Annotated in this window: 16 protein-coding genes and 1 other RNA gene; 8 read left to right on the plus strand and 9 right to left on the minus strand. The window is 65.2% G+C overall.

The genetic code is table 11. The features are described 5' to 3' along the window. Positions 1-164: 164 nt before the first annotated feature. Entirely contained in the window at positions 165-1,019 is an 855-nt protein-coding gene (locus NLM32_RS04265) for a transporter substrate-binding domain-containing protein (RefSeq protein WP_254128025.1), read from the minus strand. A gap of 184 nt (positions 1,020-1,203) precedes the next feature. Here NLM32_RS04265 and ffs point away from each other — a divergent pair. From ffs to NLM32_RS04290, 5 genes are all read left to right on the plus strand, one after another. Next, positions 1,204-1,300, plus strand: an RNA gene (ffs, locus tag NLM32_RS04270) — signal recognition particle sRNA small type. 94 nt (positions 1,301-1,394) lie between these two features. Then, entirely contained in the window at positions 1,395-3,236 is a 1,842-nt protein-coding gene (locus tag NLM32_RS04275) for a DNA polymerase III subunit gamma/tau (protein ID WP_254128026.1), read from the plus strand. A gap of 27 nt (positions 3,237-3,263) precedes the next feature. Beyond that, a complete protein-coding gene (locus tag NLM32_RS04280; protein WP_027530442.1) occupies positions 3,264-3,584 on the plus strand; it encodes a YbaB/EbfC family nucleoid-associated protein in 321 nt (106 codons plus the stop codon). Between the two features lies 1 nt (position 3,585). Further along, positions 3,586-4,188, plus strand: coding sequence for a recombination mediator RecR (recR, locus tag NLM32_RS04285; protein ID WP_027561562.1), 603 nt, complete (start codon positions 3,586-3,588; stop codon positions 4,186-4,188). Between the two features lie 88 nt (positions 4,189-4,276). After that, positions 4,277-4,714: a hypothetical protein gene (locus NLM32_RS04290; RefSeq protein ID WP_254128027.1), complete on the plus strand. Its 438-nt coding sequence runs from the start codon at positions 4,277-4,279 to the stop codon at positions 4,712-4,714. Positions 4,715-4,876: 162 nt separating this feature from the next. Here NLM32_RS04290 and NLM32_RS04295 read toward each other — a convergent pair whose 3' ends face one another. Continuing rightward, entirely contained in the window at positions 4,877-6,241 is a 1,365-nt protein-coding gene (locus tag NLM32_RS04295; RefSeq protein ID WP_254128028.1) for an MFS transporter, read from the minus strand. A gap of 75 nt (positions 6,242-6,316) precedes the next feature. Then, on the minus strand, positions 6,317-7,519 hold the full coding sequence (locus tag NLM32_RS04300; RefSeq protein ID WP_254128029.1) for a DNA recombination protein RmuC: 1,203 nt from the start codon (positions 7,517-7,519) through the stop codon (positions 6,317-6,319). Positions 7,520-7,690: 171 nt separating this feature from the next. Here NLM32_RS04300 and def point away from each other — a divergent pair, with 171 nt between their 5' ends. The 3 genes from def to truA all read left to right on the plus strand — a co-directional run bounded on the left by def (position 7,691) and on the right by truA (position 10,079). Next, a complete protein-coding gene (gene def, locus NLM32_RS04305; RefSeq protein WP_254128030.1) occupies positions 7,691-8,215 on the plus strand; it encodes a peptide deformylase in 525 nt (174 codons plus the stop codon). A 203-nt stretch (positions 8,216-8,418) separates the two neighbouring features. After that, positions 8,419-9,342 (plus strand): methionyl-tRNA formyltransferase, encoded by a 924-nt coding sequence (gene fmt, locus NLM32_RS04310; RefSeq protein ID WP_254128031.1) that lies wholly within the window; start codon positions 8,419-8,421, stop codon positions 9,340-9,342. Next, positions 9,342-10,079 (plus strand): tRNA pseudouridine(38-40) synthase TruA, encoded by a 738-nt coding sequence (truA, locus tag NLM32_RS04315; protein WP_254128032.1) that lies wholly within the window; start codon positions 9,342-9,344, stop codon positions 10,077-10,079. Before fmt ends, truA begins: the two co-directional genes overlap by 1 nt. A 152-nt stretch (positions 10,080-10,231) precedes the next feature. Here truA and dapE read toward each other — a convergent pair whose 3' ends face one another. The 6 genes from dapE to argB all read right to left on the minus strand — a co-directional run bounded on the left by dapE (position 10,232) and on the right by argB (position 16,245). Continuing rightward, entirely contained in the window at positions 10,232-11,398 is a 1,167-nt protein-coding gene (gene dapE / locus NLM32_RS04320) for a succinyl-diaminopimelate desuccinylase (protein ID WP_254128033.1), read from the minus strand. Continuing rightward, positions 11,395-12,048 carry a DUF805 domain-containing protein gene (locus NLM32_RS04325; RefSeq protein ID WP_254128034.1) on the minus strand — a complete coding sequence of 218 codons (654 nt, stop codon included), beginning with the start codon at positions 12,046-12,048 and terminating at the stop codon, positions 11,395-11,397. The genes dapE and NLM32_RS04325 overlap by 4 nt, the downstream gene beginning before the upstream one ends. Positions 12,049-12,284: 236 nt before the next feature. Beyond that, positions 12,285-13,130, minus strand: coding sequence for a 2,3,4,5-tetrahydropyridine-2,6-dicarboxylate N-succinyltransferase (gene dapD, locus NLM32_RS04330; protein WP_254128035.1), 846 nt, complete (start codon positions 13,128-13,130; stop codon positions 12,285-12,287). Positions 13,131-13,304: 174 nt separating this feature from the next. Continuing rightward, positions 13,305-14,030, minus strand: a complete 726-nt coding sequence (locus NLM32_RS04335; RefSeq protein WP_254128036.1) for a pyrimidine 5'-nucleotidase — start codon at positions 14,028-14,030, stop codon at positions 13,305-13,307. 185 nt (positions 14,031-14,215) lie between these two features. Further along, complete coding sequence (locus tag NLM32_RS04340; protein ID WP_254135206.1) at positions 14,216-15,202, minus strand: DUF1036 domain-containing protein; 987 nt, start codon at positions 15,200-15,202, stop codon at positions 14,216-14,218. Positions 15,203-15,357: 155 nt separating this feature from the next. Further along, positions 15,358-16,245 carry an acetylglutamate kinase gene (gene argB, locus NLM32_RS04345; RefSeq protein ID WP_254128037.1) on the minus strand — a complete coding sequence of 296 codons (888 nt, stop codon included), beginning with the start codon at positions 16,243-16,245 and terminating at the stop codon, positions 15,358-15,360. Positions 16,246-16,416: the final 171 nt, after the last annotated feature.

Raw genomic sequence — 16,416 nt, forward strand, 5'->3', positions numbered from 1 at the left:
TTGCGGGAGAGGTCGCGTCGCATCGAAGATGCGATGCGGGTGAGGGCTCTTTCCTCTGGGGGAGTCTTGCCAGCGGAGGCACCCTCACCCCGACCCTCTCCCGCAAGCGGGAGAGGGAGAGAAGCGGAGCGCGCCGACAGAGCTCGACCCAAGCTCATCATGCCTTACAGCGAAACGCCCGGCGGAATGTCCGCTTCGGTCACGCCCACCAGCTCCATGTTGGTGATGATCGCGTTGCGGATGAAGCCGAGGCCCTTGTTGAAGTCGATCCAGGTGTTGACGTAGTCGCGGAAGGTCTTGTCGTTCTCGCGGCGGAAGCCGGCATTCGACGTCGTGGCGAAGATCGGCGTCGGCAGCACGAACTGGCCGAGCGAGGGGTTCTTCTTCAGCACCGTCAGCGACAGCATGGTGATCAGGCACTGCGCATCGACGCGGCCCGTCTGCAGCGCGGCGGTGGCGTCGTCGGCGGTCTTCAGCCGCGAGATCTGCGCCTTCGGCGTCAGGCGGCTGACGACCTGGTCGTGCGAGGAGCCCTGGTCGACCGCGATCTTGACGTCGGGCGAGTTCAACTCGGCCCAGCTCTTCGGCTTGAAGTCCTTCTTGCAGAGGATGCCGAAGGCGTTGTTGAAGACCGGCACCGAGAAATCGACCACCAGCGCGCGCTTCGGGGTCGGATTGAGGCCGAAGAAGATGTCGATCTTGTTGGACTGCAGATCGAGCACCGAATTGCCCCAGGTGGTTTCGGTGATCTCGAGCTCGGCTTCCATGTCGTCGGCAAGCGCCTTGGCGATGTCGACGTAAAAGCCCTTCCACTGGCCGCTGGCGAGGTCCTTCATGTAATAGGGCGCGCCGCCGCCGACCGCGCCGATCCGCATCTTCTTGGTGCGGCGGATGCGGGCAAAGGTCGATTCGTTGGGATCGGCCGCCTGGGCCACGGCCGGAGAGGCCAGCGTGCTCGCGGTTACCGCGCCAAGGGCACCAAGTCCGACAATCGATGCAACATCACGACGTGTAACCATTGGGATCAATCGCTTTTCTGGTTAGGTGGAGTTCCGCCACGCGTTCTTACCAAGGCGACGGAGGCTGTGAAAGCACAGCCTATCGGCTGGGCAGGTCAGGAATTGCCCGGATGCTGGGCAAGATCAAGCTGGTCAAAGTGATACCCGCTTGCTTTCCCGACCTTTTGGCCCCAAATAGGGACCGGGAGATTGGCGGTGGACGAGCCACTCGCCAACCGGGTCAGGTCCGGAAGGAAGCAGCCCTAACGAGGTCCGGATCGGGTCGCTCGTCAGTCTCCTACCTGTTTTTTCGAGCGAATTGCGCCGGCGGGCTTCCCGCCAGCGCGCTCCTGTCCGCAAAAGCCAGCCGAGAGACATTCCATTGCGGATTGACCGATGACCGACGCTGGCGACCCTCCAAATCCCGACAGCGCCGGCCAGGCCGGCAACGCACCGTACCGGGTGCTGGCGCGCAAATACCGCCCTTCGAGCTTCGACGATCTGATCGGCCAGGAGGCCGTGGTCCGCACCGTCTCCAATGCGTTCGAGACCGGGCGCATTCCGCAGGCCTGGATCCTCACCGGCGTCCGCGGTGTCGGCAAGACCACCACTGCGCGTATTCTGGCCCGTGCGCTCAACTACGAGATGCCGGACGGCTCGGTGAGGGGCCCGACCATCCACATGCCGACGCTCGGCGTGCATTGCCAGGCGATCATGGAAAGCCGGCACATGGACGTGCTGGAGATGGACGCGGCATCGCATACCGGCGTCGACGACGTCCGCCAGATCAACGACAGCGTGCGCTACGCGCCGGCCAGCGCCCGCTACAAGGTCTACATCATCGACGAAGTCCACATGCTGTCGACGGCGGCGTTCAACGCCTTCCTGAAGACGCTGGAGGAACCGCCGGAGCACGCCAAGTTCGTGTTCGCCACGACCGAGATCCGCAAGGTTCCGGTCACGGTGCTGTCGCGCTGCCAGCGTTTTGATCTTCGCCGCGTCGAGGCCGATGTGCTGATGAAGCATCTCGCCAACATCGCCGCGAAGGAAAGCGTCGAGATCGAGCCCGAGGCGCTCGGCATCATCGCGCGCGCCGCGGAAGGCTCGGTGCGCGATTCGCTGTCGCTGCTCGACCAGGCCATCGCGCATGCGGCGGGCCAGGTGAAGGCCGATGCGGTCAGGCAGATGCTGGGCCTTGCCGACCGCACCCGCGTCATCGACCTCTTCGATTCGCTGGCGCGTGGTGACATCGCGAGCGCCTTCAAGGAGTTCCGCGACCAGTACGATGTCGGCGCTGACCCGATCGTCGTGCTCTCGGACCTCGCCGAGTTCGTCAATTTCGTCACCCGCGTGAAGATCGTGCCGGCGACCGCCGACAACGTCGCCTATGGCGAGACCGAGCGCGTGCGCGCGAAGGATTTCGCCTCGAAGATCTCGATGCGCGTGCTGTCGCGGATGTGGCAGATGCTGCTCAAGGGCATCACCGAGGTGCAGGCCGCGACGCGGCCGGCTGCGGCCGCCGAGATGGTGCTGGTGCGCATCGCCTATGTCGCCGACCTGCCGACGCCGGATGAGGCGATCAGGATGCTGGAGCAGAACGGCGGCGGTTCGCCGGTCGTGGGCGGCGGCGGTGCTGCGCGCAGCGGCGCGCCGGCGGCCCCGATGGCCTCCGCGGCGTCCGTGACCTCTGCTGCGCCGGTTCGCATGCCGACCTCGTCGCCGACTGCGTTCGGCGGCGGTGCCCGGCCGCAGATGGCGGCCCCCGCGCCGGACCCGCAGGCGGCCGCACCCCAGCTGCGCATCACCAGCTTTACCCAGCTCGTCGCGCTTGCCGGGCAGAAGCGCGACCTCATGACCAAGGGCGCGCTCGAAGGCGACATGCGCCTCGTTCGTTTCGAGGAGGGCCGGCTGGAGGTCGCGCTCGAGCCGAACGCGTCGAAAACGATGATCTCCGAGCTCGCGCGCAAATTCGAGCAGTGGACCGGGCGCCGCTGGACCATCATCGTGTCCAACGAGCAGGGCCAGGCGACGCTGCGCTCGGTGAGCCAGGCCGCCAAGCAGGAACATGCACGCAACGCCGAGGCCGATCCGCGCGTGCAGGAGGTGCTGTCGCGCTTCCCCGGTGCGAAGGTCGTCGAGGTCCGCAGGCTTGCCCCCGAGACGCCGGAATCCAATATTAACGCCGACTATGGCTCTGACGATCCGCCCGACGGTTCCGACGCCGACGACGATCTCTAGAGCCATTCTTTCCAAGGACGAAAACCCATGGCTGATTTCCTCGGCATGATGAAGCAGGCAGCGCAGCTGCAATCCAAGATGCAGGAGATGCAGGAGCAGCTCGCCAACGTAGAGGTCGAGGGCATCTCCGGCGGCGGCCTCGTCGCGGTGCGCATGACCGCGAAGATGGACGTCAAGGGCATCAAGATCGATCCCTCGCTGATGAAGGCCGAGGAGCGCGAGGTGCTCGAAGACCTGCTCGTCACCGCGCTCAGTGATGCCCGCCGCAAGGCGGAGACCGCGATGCAGGAGAAGATGCAGTCGCTCACCGGCGGGCTCGGCCTGCCGCCGGGGCTGTTCGGCCAGTAACATGGGCGCGGTTGCAGGTCCCGAAATCGAGCGGCTGGTCCAGCTTCTCGCGCGGCTGCCGGGTCTGGGCCCGCGCTCCGCGCGGCGCGCCGCGCTGCATCTGATCAAGAAGCGCGAAGCGCTGATGATGCCGCTGTCGTCAGCCCTGCAGGTTGCGCTCGACAAGGTTCAGGTCTGCAAGACCTGCGGCAATATCGACACGCAAAATCCCTGCACGGTCTGCACCGATCCGAAGCGTGATCCCGCCATCATCGTCGTCGTCGCCGACGTCGCCGATCTCTGGGCGCTGGAGCGGGCTAATGCGACCCAGGGGCGCTACCACGTGCTGGGCGCGACCCTGTCGCCGCTCGATGGCGTCGGCCCGCAGGACCTCACCATCGACGCGCTGGTCGCGCGTGCCCACGCGGCCGAGGTGCACGAGATCATTCTTGCGCTGAATGCGACAGTCGACGGACAGACCACCGCACATTACATCACCGACCTGCTTCAGGACGCCAACGTAAAAGTAACCCGGTTAGCGCACGGTGTGCCGGTCGGTGGCGAGCTTGATTATCTCGATGAGGGCACGCTATCGGCCGCCATGCGGCAGCGGACCCTGTTCTAGAGCGTTTTCGAGCGAAGTGGATACCGGTTCGCGTGAAGAAAACGCGTCAAAACGAGAATTTCCATCCAGACTTGACGGAACGGACGACATGACGAAACTTTTCGCCACACGATCGGCTTTGGTCGCGACGATGCTGCTGCTGGTGACACCGGCCATCGCCGCGCCGCAGGAGGACGATGGGGCGCCGCCGCCCTCGAAGCCCGGCAAGCTGATCAGCGCCGGCGAGGTGCTCTCGGGCGAGCTCAACGCCATGAAGATTCGCGACACCAAGAACGCCGGCAAGCGGGTTGCGATGTACCAGATCACCTCCGAGCCGCGCCGCCTGCCCGCGCCGAACGGGCTGTGCGATCTCGAAACCGGACCCGAAACCTTCCAGCTCGTCACCTCCAGCGACGCGCAGGCCACGCAGTTGAAATCGTTCGTCGGCAAGGAGATCTCGGTCAAGGTCGACGAAATCGCCTGCGCCAGCGATCCCGGCCAGATGAGCGAAGCCGTGGTGACGAAGTGGAGCTTGGTGAAGAAGTGAGGGGCCGCACGTAAGGTGCTTCCTCAATTTCGGTGTCATCGCCCGTCTTGTGCGCAATTGCGCACTGGGGCGGGCGATCCAGTACGCCGCGGCTTCTCAGTCAATCACAGGTGTCTCTGGAATACTGGATGCCCCGCCTTCGCGGGGCATGACAGTCGTCTCCTAAACCCTTATCGGCCCCAGCGCCTCAAAATGCCCGCGCTTCTGCAGCCAGACGAGCAGCACCAGGCTCGGGATCGCCACCAGCACGCAGATCACGAAGAACAGCGGCCAGCCGGTCGCAGCCGCCACGAAGCCCGCCCCTGACGATAGATAGGTCCGCCCCACCGCGGCAAGCGCAGTGAGCAGCGCATATTGCGTCGCCGTGTGCAGCGGGTTCTGGCACAGCGCCGAGAGATAGGCGACGAAGATCACGGTGCCGATCGCGCTGGTGAAATTCTCGGCGCAGATCGCGAGCGCCAGCGCCCATTGATTGGTGCCGACAATGGCGAGCCAGGAGAAGGTGAGGTTCGCCAGCGCCTGCACCACGCCGCCGATCCAGAGCGAGGTCGCGAGCGAATAACGCCGCGCGACAAAGCCGCCGGCGAAGCCGCCGATCAGCGTCGCAGCCAACCCGACGCCCTTCACGATCGCCGCATAATCGTTGCGGGTGAAGCCGAGGTCGATCACGAACGGCGCGGTCATCGTGCCGGAGAACGCGTCGGTGAACTTGAACAGCACGACGAAGGCGAGCGCCGCGATCGCGTCCTTGCGCGACAGGAATTCCGAGAAGGCGCCGATTGCCGCGTGGAGCACGCGCGTGAACGCGGTCTCTTCGTGCGTCGCAGCTTCCGCGCGCATCGATTGCTCGGGCTCGGTCGCGATCAGTGCCGTGATCGTCCCGATCAGCACCATCGCCGCCATGACCACATAGCCCCACATCCAGGCCGAGGTGCGCGTGATGCCGGTGCTCTCGAAGCCGGAGACGATGAACAGCGCACCCGCTGTCGAGACCAGCATGCCGATGCGATAGGCCGCGACATAGGCCGCCATGCCGGCGGCCTGCTCGCTCTCGGGCAGGCTCTCGACGCGGAAGGCATCGACCACGATGTCCTGCGTCGAGGACGTCGTCGCCACCAGCAGGGCGCCGAGCGCGACGTAGAACGGCGAGCGCGCCGGATCGGTCATCGCCAGCAGCAGGATCGAAATGATCAGCAGTATCTGCGAAAACACCAGCCAGCCGCGCCGCCGCCCGAAGGCCTGCGTGAACAGCGGCACATGCAGCGCGTCCACCAGCGGCGCCCACAAGAATTTCAGCGTGTAGGGCGTGCCGACCAGCGCAAACAGCCCGATGGTCTTGAGATCGACGCCTGCCTCGCGCATCCACACCAGGAGCGTCGATCCCGACAGCGCCAGCGGCAGCCCGGACGAAAAGCCGAGGAACAGCACGATCAGCACCCGCGGTTGCAGGTAAACGGCCAGACTGTCGCGCCAAGAGGTCGCAGGGGCGGATGCAGCGGCGGGCGAGGTCGCGTCGGGTGCGGTCATGGGGAGGTGTTAGCAGATTCTGGCGGAGATGCCTCTTCCCCCTCTCCCCGTTCTTACGGGGGGAGGTAAAAAGTATCACTCCCCAGCCTGGAGCTTCCTTGGAAACAGCTCCGGCGCGCCGGTCGATACCAGCCGCGGGCCGTCCGCGGGTGCGTCGGTCTTGCTGAAATCGAGCTCCTCGATCCGGCCTGCGCGCTTTTCGATCTTGTCGGCGGAGATCAGGATCTGGCGGACGTCCTCGTTGGCGTCGGCAAAATGCTTCTGCAATTTCAGCACGCGATCCCTGAGACGACCCAGATCGTCGCCGAGCTTGATCACCTCGGTCTGGATCTGGTCGGCGGCGTCGCGCATGCGCGCGTCCTTCATGATCTGCTGCATCACCTGGATCGCGAGCATCAAGAGCGAGGGCGACACCAGCACGACCTTGGCGCGATAGGCCTTCTGGATCACGTCGTCGAAACCGTCATGGATCTCGGCGTAGACCGATTCCGACGGCACGAACATCAGCGCCATCTCCTGGGTCTCGCCGGTGACGAGGTATTTTTCGGCGATGTCGCTGACATGCTTCATCACGTCGCCGCGCAGCCGCTGCGTGGCCATTCGCCGCTCCTCGTCGGTGCGGGCATCGTGCAGCGCCGTCATCGCCTCCAGCGGAAACTTCGCGTCGATGCAGAGCGGGCGCTGGTCGGGCAGGAACACGACGCAGTCGGGCCGCTTGCCGGTCGAGAGCGTGAACTGGAATTCGTAGGCGCCCTTCGGCAGGCCGTCCTGGACGATCGCCTCCATCCGAGCCTGCCCGAAGGCGCCGCGCGACTGCTTGTTGGCGAGCACGTCGCGCAACGTCGTCACCTGCGTGGTGAGGTCGGTGAGGTTCTTGTGCGCGTTGTCGATGATGCCGAGCCGCTCGTGCAGCGCGCGCAGGCTCTCCATGGTGTTGCGGGTCGAATGTTCCATGGACTGGCCGACCCGATGGGTCACCGAATCCAGCCGCTCGTTGACCGCCCGCGCCATCTCGGCCTGGCGGCCGGCCAGCGCCTGGGTCATGGCGTCGGCCCGGCCGGCGGCCTCGCTCTGGGCGTGCAGGACCTGACTGAGGCGCTCCTCCAGCTCGTCGGCACGGATGGCATGGGCCATGGCGAGTTCCGCGCCGCGCCGTCCGGAGCGCGCGATCACGACCGCAATGACAATCAGCAGGATGAGGACCAGGGCGCCGAAGCCGATCAGCGCATCAATGGTGCGCACCGGCCAGTCGCCCAGCATGAAAATGATCTCGTTCATGCCAGCCTTTCTAACCGATTCGCCGGGGCGCACGAACGAATAGCGAACATTTATGGTTAACCGATCCCTTATTTTTATGGTTAACAAAAGCTGAAGTTTTATGGTTAGCGGAGCGTTAACGCGTTCCCGGCCGCATTGACCGCTTGTCGCGCGCGGCTTAAATCGCCCGCCATGGCCCTCAGAGAAATCATCATCCTGCCCGACAAGCAGCTGCGTCTGGTCTCCAAGCCGATCGAGAAGGTCACGCCGGAGATCCGCAAGCTTGCCGACGACATGTTCGAGACCATGTACGACGCGCCCGGCATCGGCCTCGCGGCGATCCAGATCGCGCAGCCGCTGCGGCTGATCACCATGGACCTCGCCAAGCCCAACCCGGACGGCGAGACCAAGCCGGAGCCGCGCGTCTTCATCAATCCGGAGATCATCGCCTCGTCCGAGGATATGTCGGTCTACGAGGAAGGCTGCCTGTCGATCCCCGAATATTACGAGGAGGTCGAGCGGCCGGCGAAGGTGCGGGTGCGCTTCACGGACCTCGACGGCAAGCTGCACGAAGAGGACGCCGAAGGCCTCTACGCCACCTGCATCCAGCACGAGATCGACCATCTCAACGGCGTGCTGTTCGTCGACTATCTCTCGAAGCTCAAGCGCGACCGCGTGATCAAGAAGTTCGAGAAAGCCGCCAAGCGCGCGGAGTAAGTTTTGGCGTTGCCCCACACTCGCCTGCGCTCCCTCCCCCCTTGTGGGGGAGGGTGGGGGAGAGGGGTAGCCCAGCAAAAGGCGCTCTTGATTTGCGGAGCGTAAGCAAAGTGCCCGCGCTCAAACCGAGAGAGCGCGTCGTGTGGCACCCCTCTCCCTAGCCCTCCCCCACAAGGGGGGAGGGAACGTACCGAGTCCTTGTCATGCCCCTCCGCCTGTTCTTCATGGGCACGCCCGATTTCTCCGTGCCGACGCTGCTCGAGCTCGTTGCGCATGGCCACGAGATCGTGGCCGTCTACACCCGCGCGCCGAAGCCGGGCGGGCGGCGCGGGCTGCAGATGCAGCCCACTCCGGTCGAGGAAGCCGCGCGAAAGCTCGGCGTGCCCGTGCTGACGCCGAAGTCGTTGAAGACGCAGGAAGCGCTCGACGAGTTTAGCGCCTTTGATGCCGATGCCGCCGTCGTCGTCGCCTATGGCATGATCCTGCCGCAGGCGATCCTCGATGCGCCAAAGCTCGGCTGCTACAACCTTCACGCCTCGCTGCTGCCGCGCTGGCGCGGCGCCGCGCCGATCAACCGCGCGATCATGGCGGGCGATGCCGAGAGCGGCGTGATGGTGATGAAGATGGATGTCGGCCTCGACACCGGCGACGTCGCCATGGCCGAGCGTCTCGCCATTACCGACAGCATGACCGCGATCGATCTGCACGATCGCCTGTCCCGGCTTGGTGCCGATCTGATGGTGCGCGCGATGGGCGCGCTCGATCGCGGCGGGCTCCAGCTCAAGAAGCAGAGCGAGGACGGCGTCACCTACGCCGCCAAGATCGACAAGGCCGAGGCGCGGATCGACTGGAGCAAGCCTGCGCGCGCGGTGCTGCGCCACATCCACGGCCTGTCGCCGTTTCCTGGCGCCTGGGCCGAGCTTGAGAATGCGCGCCTGAAAATCCTGCGCTGCGAACTGGCGAAAGGCTCGGGCGAGCCGGGTGCGGTGCTGGACGAGCAGCTCACGATTGCCTGCGGCGAAGGCGCGATCCGCATTATCGAGCTGCAACGTGAGGGCAAGGGCCGGATGCAGGCCGCGGACTTCCTGCGCGGCGTGCCTGTGAAGCCGCCGATGCGGCTGGCCTGATGCCCCGCTACAAGCTCACCATCGAATATGACGGCGCGCCGTTTTTCGGCTGGCAGGTGCAGGAGACGCTGCCCTCGGTGCAGGGTGCGCTCGAAGTGGCGGTGAAGGCGATGACGGGCGCGGACCTGCGGGTCCATGGCGCGGGCCGCACCGATGCCGGCGTTCATGCGCGCGGCCAGGTCGCGCATGTCGACATCGAGAAGCAGTTTCCGCCGGGCCGCTTTCGCGATGGCCTCAACGCGCATCTGCGCCCGCATCCGATCGCCGTGCTCGAAGCCGACATTGTGCCTGATACGTTCGAGGCGCGCTTCTCGGCCGTGAAGCGCCACTACCGCTACCGCGTCGTCAACACCCGCGCCAATCTCGCGCTCGACGTCGGCCATGCCTGGCGCGTGCCGCGCCGGCTCGATGCGGATGCGATGCATGCGGCCGCCCAGCGCCTGCTCGGCAAGCACGATTTCACCACGTTTCGCGACACCGAGTGCCAGGCCAAATCGCCGGAGAAGACGCTCGACCAGCTCGACGTGCTGCGCGATGGGCGCGAGATCGTCATCGTCACCTCGGCCCGCTCGTTCCTGCACAGCCAGGTGCGCTCGATGGTGGGATCGCTGGTCTGGGTCGGCGAAGGCCGCTGGACCGCGGACGATCTCTCCGCAGCGCTGGAGGCCCGCAACCGCGCCGCCTGCGGCATCGTCGCGCCGCCGGAGGGGCTGTATCTGATGAAGGTGGATTATTGATTCTTTCTTCGCCTCTCCCCGCTCGCGGGGAGAGGCCGACGCGCGGAGCGCGGCGGGTGAGGGGGACTCTCCGCGAGTCCCACTGGCACCGTGATTGCGGAAGCAGCCCCTCACCCCGACCCTCTCCCCGTAAGAACGGGGCGAGGGAGAGGTCATCCAAAATACCGCGTCAAAATCCCGCGATAGACCTTGGTCAGCTTCTCCAGGTCAACCACCGGCACGCGCTCGTTGACCTGGTGCATGGTCTGGCCGACCAGGCCGAACTCGATCACGGGGCAATAGCTTGAGATGAAGCGTGCATCCGAGGTGCCGCCGCTTGTCGACAGTTCCGGCTTGCGGCCCGTGATCTCTTCGATCGCGGACACGGCGAGATCGGTGAATGGGCCGGGCTTGGTCACGAACACGTTGGAATTCGACGGCTCCCAGACGATGCGGGCCTTGATGCGGTTGCCGCACGCCTTGGTCAGGCGCGTCTCCACCAGCTCGCGCAGGCTCGCCTGCGTGTGGTTGTCGTTGTAGCGGATGTTGAATTTGGCGCGGGCCTCGCCCGGGATGACGTTGTTCGCCTTGTTGCCGACGTCCACCGAGGTGAATTCGAGATTGGAGGCCTGGAACTGGGCGCTGCCATTGTCGAGCGGCTCGTCGGAGATCGCCACGATCAGTCGCGAAATATCCGGCACCGGATTGGCCGCACGATGCGGGTAGGCGACGTGGCCCTGCACGCCGTCGACATAGAGGGTCCCCGACTGCGAGCCGCGGCGGCCGACCTTGATGGTGTCGCCGAGCGTCTCGACATTGGAGGGTTCGCCGAGCACGCAATGGTCGAATTTCTCGCCGCGCTCGGCGGCCCACTTCAACAGCTTGATGGTGCCGTTGATGGAGACGTCTTCCTCGTCGCCGGTGATCAGGAACGAGATCGATCCCGTGCCGTCGGCGCGCGGCTTGCCGCCGTTCGCCGCGAGATGCTCCAGCACCGCGGCGACCGAGCAGGCGATGCCGCCCTTCATGTCGACCGCGCCGCGGCCATGCAGGAAGCCGTCCTTCACCTCGCCGGAGAAGGCGCCGACGCTCCAGGCGTTCTCGTCGCCGGGCGGCACGACATCGGTGTGGCCGGCGAAGGTGATGTGCGGCCCTTCAGTGCCGATCCGCGCATAGAGATTGTCGACGTCGGCGGTGCCGGGTTCGCTGAAGGTCACGCGGTGGCAGGTGAAGCCGGCTGTGTTGAGCGCTTGTTCAAGCACGCCAAGCGCGCCGGCGTCGGCCGGGGTTACCGAGGGGCAGCGGATGAGGTCGCGGGCAATCGAAAGAGCATCGGTCATGAGCCCCGCTTAACATGCATGCCGCCGGGTGGGCTAGCGCTGGGCGGCACGAATTCGAGCTCGCGGCTCTGATCCCAGCTTTTCGCAGGGGAGGCTGCGGGTGAAGGGGCCTCGATCTCGGCGAGCGGATCGGGGCCGAACCGGTTGTGGCCCGAGGTGCCGGGCACGATGAACAATTCGACGAGGCCCCACAGCCACAGCGCGGAGATCGCCCAGTCGAACGGAACGAACCAGCCCGAGGCAGGAAGCAAGCCCGAGAAATGGAAGAACAGTCTCGGGACGAATACGAAGGGAATGATCCACCATCCGCTCCTGTCACGGTCATGCAGTCGCTTGATGGCGGTCGCGAGGAAGATCCAGAAGAACAGCGACGTGCCCAGCGCCTTGAGGATCAGCGTCGCGCGATCCGTTGACGCCAGCGAACGGTAGGTCCGGGGATCGACAGCCTTGAAGACGTCGTCGAGGGCGAAATCAAGATCGATGTCGAAGCCGAGCTTGAGGGCGAGGGTCGTGCCGCCTTCGACGGCCCGCACGACTTGACCGACGATCTCCAGCAAGCCCGCCAGCAAGGCCACGATCAGCAGCGCCTGCCACAGCAGGGCACGGTTGACGCGGCCGTCGAAGCGAAAAAGATACCAGCGCCAGTTCATCGCAAAGGCTCCGGACGGGAGGAGCCGCCCGGTTGTTGGTCGCGATGGAGCGCTGGACGGTTCGATTCCGCTCTCCGACCCGTCATCCTGAGGTGCGCGCCATGCGTCGCGAAGCGGCGCATGGGAAGCCTCGAAGGATGGACGGCCGAGATGCAGCCGGGCCGTCGCCCTTCGAGGGCCGCTGAAGAAGCGGCCGCCTCAGGGTGACGGCGAGGGAGTGACGCGCGTAGAGCCGTTTAATCCCGCAGCAGCTCGTTGATGCTGGTCTTCGACCGCGTGCGCTCGTCGACGCGCTTGACGATCACGGCGCAGGCGGTGCTCGGGCCGATCTGGCCGTTCTTCATGGGCTTGCCGGGCAGTGCGCCGGGCACCACCACCGAATATTCCGGAACTTCGCCCATGAAGACCTCGCCGGTCTCGCGGTCGACGACCTTGGTCGAGGCGCCCAAAAACACGCCCATCGCCAGCACCGCGCCCTTGCGCACGATGACGCCCTCGGCGACCTCACTGCGGGCGCCGATGAAGCAGTCGTCCTCGATGATCACGGGCTCGGCCTGCAGCGGCTCGAGCACGCCGCCGATGCCGGCGCCGCCGGAGATGTGCACACGCTTGCCGATCTGCGCGCAGGAGCCGACGGTGGCCCAGGTGTCGACCATGGTGCTCTCATCGACGTAGGCGCCGAGATTGACGAAGGACGGCATCAGCACGACGTTCTTGGCAATGAAGGCCGAGCGGCGCACGACGGCGCCGGGCACCGCGCGAAAACCGGCGTCGCGAAAACGGTTCGGGCCCCAGCCTTCGAACTTCGAGGGCACCTTGTCCCACCAGTTCGCCTGGCCCGGGCCGCCGGGAATGACGTCCATGTCGTTGAGGCGGAAGGAGAGCAGCACGGCCTTCTTCAGCCACTGATTGACCTTCCACTTGCCGTCGGCCCCGCGCTCGGCAACGCGCGCCTCGCCCTTGTCCAGAATTTCCAGCGACTGGTTCACGGCCTCGCGCACTTCGCCCTTGGTCGAGGTCGAGATGCCGTCGCGTGCATCAAAGGCACTGTTGATGGTGGATTCCAGGGCGGACAGGGACATCGGGATTTCCTCAATGGCAGACGGGAATTTTGATGGATTGGGCGCTTTTTCGGGATTTGAGGGGACGGAGTCAAGGCTCCGGTGTCGTCCCGGCGAAGGCCGGGACCCATACCCACAGGGAGGAGTTTGGCGAGGACTCGGAGTTACCGCTTCGCCTAAAACCACATTTCGTGGTTATGGGTCCCGGCCTTCGCCGGGACGACATGGAGAGAGCGTGCTGAGCCCGGCCAAAAACCCCGCCAGATCATCCGTGACGTGGTCGACATGGGCGGCGTCGCGGCCCTCCAGTTCCCAGTCCTCGCGCACCACTTCCTTGGTCCCGTCAGGCACCACCAGCACGGTGGTCATGCCGAGTTGATGCGGGACGGTGAGGTTGCGGGCGAGGTCTTCGAACATGGCGGCCTTGGCCGGGTCGACGGCATGAAGGCCGAGAAATTTCTGATAGGTCTGCGCCGCCGGCTTGGGTTCGAACTCGGCGGCGATGATGTCGAACACGCCGTCGAAATGCGAGCCGAGGCCGAGCCGCGCCAGCACCGCATCGACATGATCGACCGAGCCGTTGGTCAGGATCAGCTTTCGTCCCGGCAATTTTGCGATGGCCTCGCCGAGCGCCGGGTTCGGCTCCAGCGGCGAATGGTCGATCTTGTGCACGTAAGCGAGGTAGTCGTCGGCGCGTACGCCATGCAGGGTCATCATGCCGCGCATGGTGGTGCCGAAGCGCTGGTAATAGTCCTTCTGGATCTTGCGCGCTTCCTCCGGGCCGACCTGCAGCCAGTTGCACACGAACTCCCCGATCCGCGCATCGACCTGCTGCCACAGATTGACGTGATGCGGATAGAGCGTGTTGTCGAGGTCGAACACCCAGGTGTCGACGTGGGCGAAGGTGCGGGGTTGGGTCATCTCAATCTCTTCTGTGGGCCGAAGCAGTAGCTCCGCCTTCAATTGTCGTCCTGGCGAAAGCCAGGACCCATACTCCGCAGCCCAATGGGGCACTCCGGTCATCGTTCTTCGCCAAACCCAATCCTGGGGTAATGGGTCCTGGCTTTCGCCAGGACGACGGATGAGCAAGAGTAGCCATCATCACCTCACGGCGCCGCAAACCGCAGCGTCTTGCCGCCACTGCTCATGTCCACCGCTCCAAAACCGGTCGCCGCAAATCCGCGCGCGCCGCAATCGGTCTGCTCGTTGGTCTCGAACTTGGTCTCGCGGGTGCAGATCTGCTTGTCGCCGCCCCAGTTCAGCGGCTTGTCGTTCAGCTTGATGGCGCGGTTGTCGGCATCAACCGCTTCGGCGAAGCTGTAGATCTGCTTCGGCTGCCCGGTCACATCAGGGTGCAGGCAGGTCTTGGGATCGATGCGGTACCAGCCGCGGCTCGTCACCGACTTGCCGTCGTCGGTCGCGACCGCCGCCATCACCTTGTGCGGCGTGTCGTTGCACCAGGTCAGACCGCTCGGGGACGGCGCCTGTGCCGCATCGACCATGGTCTTGAACAGATTCGGCGATGAGACCACGTCGGTGGACAGGCCGCGGCTCTTCAGGAACGCAGCGAGCGCGGCCTGCGTCTTCGGTCCGTCGACGCCGTCGATCGCGCCGATGTCATAGCCCGCGATCACCAAAAGCCGTTGGATGCCGGCGAGCCGCGCCTGCTCGTCGTCATATTCGGAATCCTCGGCGAGATAGGCGACGAAATTGCCGTCGTCGCCCTGCGTCGGTGTGATCTGGGTGAAGGCGGCCTGGGTCTGTCCGGCGCGGCACTGTCGCGCGGCCGCGATAATGAAATTGTCCTGCGCCACGCACAGCATGTCGCTGCCGTTCTGCGGGATCGGGGAGGCGCCATAGACGCCGAGCGCCCGCGCATTGAGCAGGATGCGGTCGGCGGTCAGCGTGCCCTGAACCACGACGCGACAGGTGGCGGGATCGATCCTGAACCAGCCGCGCGTCGCAGTCGCCGCCTTGTCGTCGATGCCGATCGCGGCCTCGACGACATAGGACATGCGGTTGCAGATCTTGAGATCGGCGAAGGCCGGCGCGGAGGAGAAGACAAACGAGACGGCCGCCGCCGGCAGCGTCATCAGCAGACGCGTCAGAGGCGAGCGGCGTTGTCTCTGAACTCTCACCTCGTCATGCCCGGGCTTGTCCCGGGCATCCACGTTCTTGGATCCAGACGAAAGATCGTGGATGGCCGGGACAATCCCGGCCATGACGATGTCTCTCGTTTTTGCGTCGCTCACTTGTGGATCAGCGTGCCCGTGCCCGTGTTGGTGAAGAGCTCGAGCAGCACGGCGTGCTGCATCTTGCCGTCGATGATGACGACGCCCTCGACACCCTGCTCCAGCGCATAGATGCAGGTCTCGACCTTCGGGATCATGCCGCCGGAAATGGTGCCGTCGGCGATCAGTTTTCGCGCGTCTTTCACTGACAATTGCGGGATCAGCTTCTTCGACTTGTCGAGCACGCCCGGCACGTCGGTGAGCAGCAGGAGACGCTTGGCCTTCAGCGCACCGGCAACGGCGCCTGCAAAGGTGTCGGCGTTGACGTTGAGCGTCTGGCCGTCCTTCGAGGTTGCGAGCGGTGCCAGCACCGGGATCAGCTCGTAGCCGATCAGCTGGTTGAGCAGCGTGAGGTCGACCTTTTCGGGGTCGCCGACGAAGCCGAGATCGACCGCCTTCTCGATATGCGAGTCCGGATCGATGATGGTGCGCGTCGTCTTCGACGCCTTCACCATGTTGCCGTCCTTGCCCGAGAGGCCCACGGCCTTGCCGCCGGCTTCGTTGATGTAGCCGACGATCTGCTTGTTGACGGAGCCGGCGAGCACCATCTCGACGATCTCGATGGTCGCGGCGTCGGTGATGCGCAGGCCCGCGGCGAATTCAGAGACGATGCCGAGGCGCTTGAGCATGGTCGCGATCTGCGGCCCGCCGCCATGCACCACCACCGGATTGATCGCGGTCTGCTCGAGCAGCACGATGTCGCGGGCGAAATTCTTCGCGGTCTCCTCGTCGCCCATGGCGTGGCCGCCATATTTGATGACGATGGTTTCTTCGTCGTACTGCTGCATGTGCGGCAGCGCTTCGGACAGGATGCGGGCCTGGTCGAGCGGGGAGATTTCGGTCATGAGGCGGATCTCGCTGGCGGGACTAACGCGGCCAGCGTTCTATCTGATTGGCGGGCGAGGCGCAAAGTGTGGTGTTCGCTCTTACCCTCCCCTGGAGGGGGAGGGTCGATCGCGCGTAGCGCGAGCGGGGTGGGGTGACGGTCTCTCCGCGACGAACAGTGCCCGAGTGGA

This window comes from Bradyrhizobium sp. CCGUVB14 (assembly GCF_024199935.1).
In the GTDB taxonomy this organism is placed as follows: Bacteria; Pseudomonadota; Alphaproteobacteria; order Rhizobiales; family Xanthobacteraceae; genus Bradyrhizobium.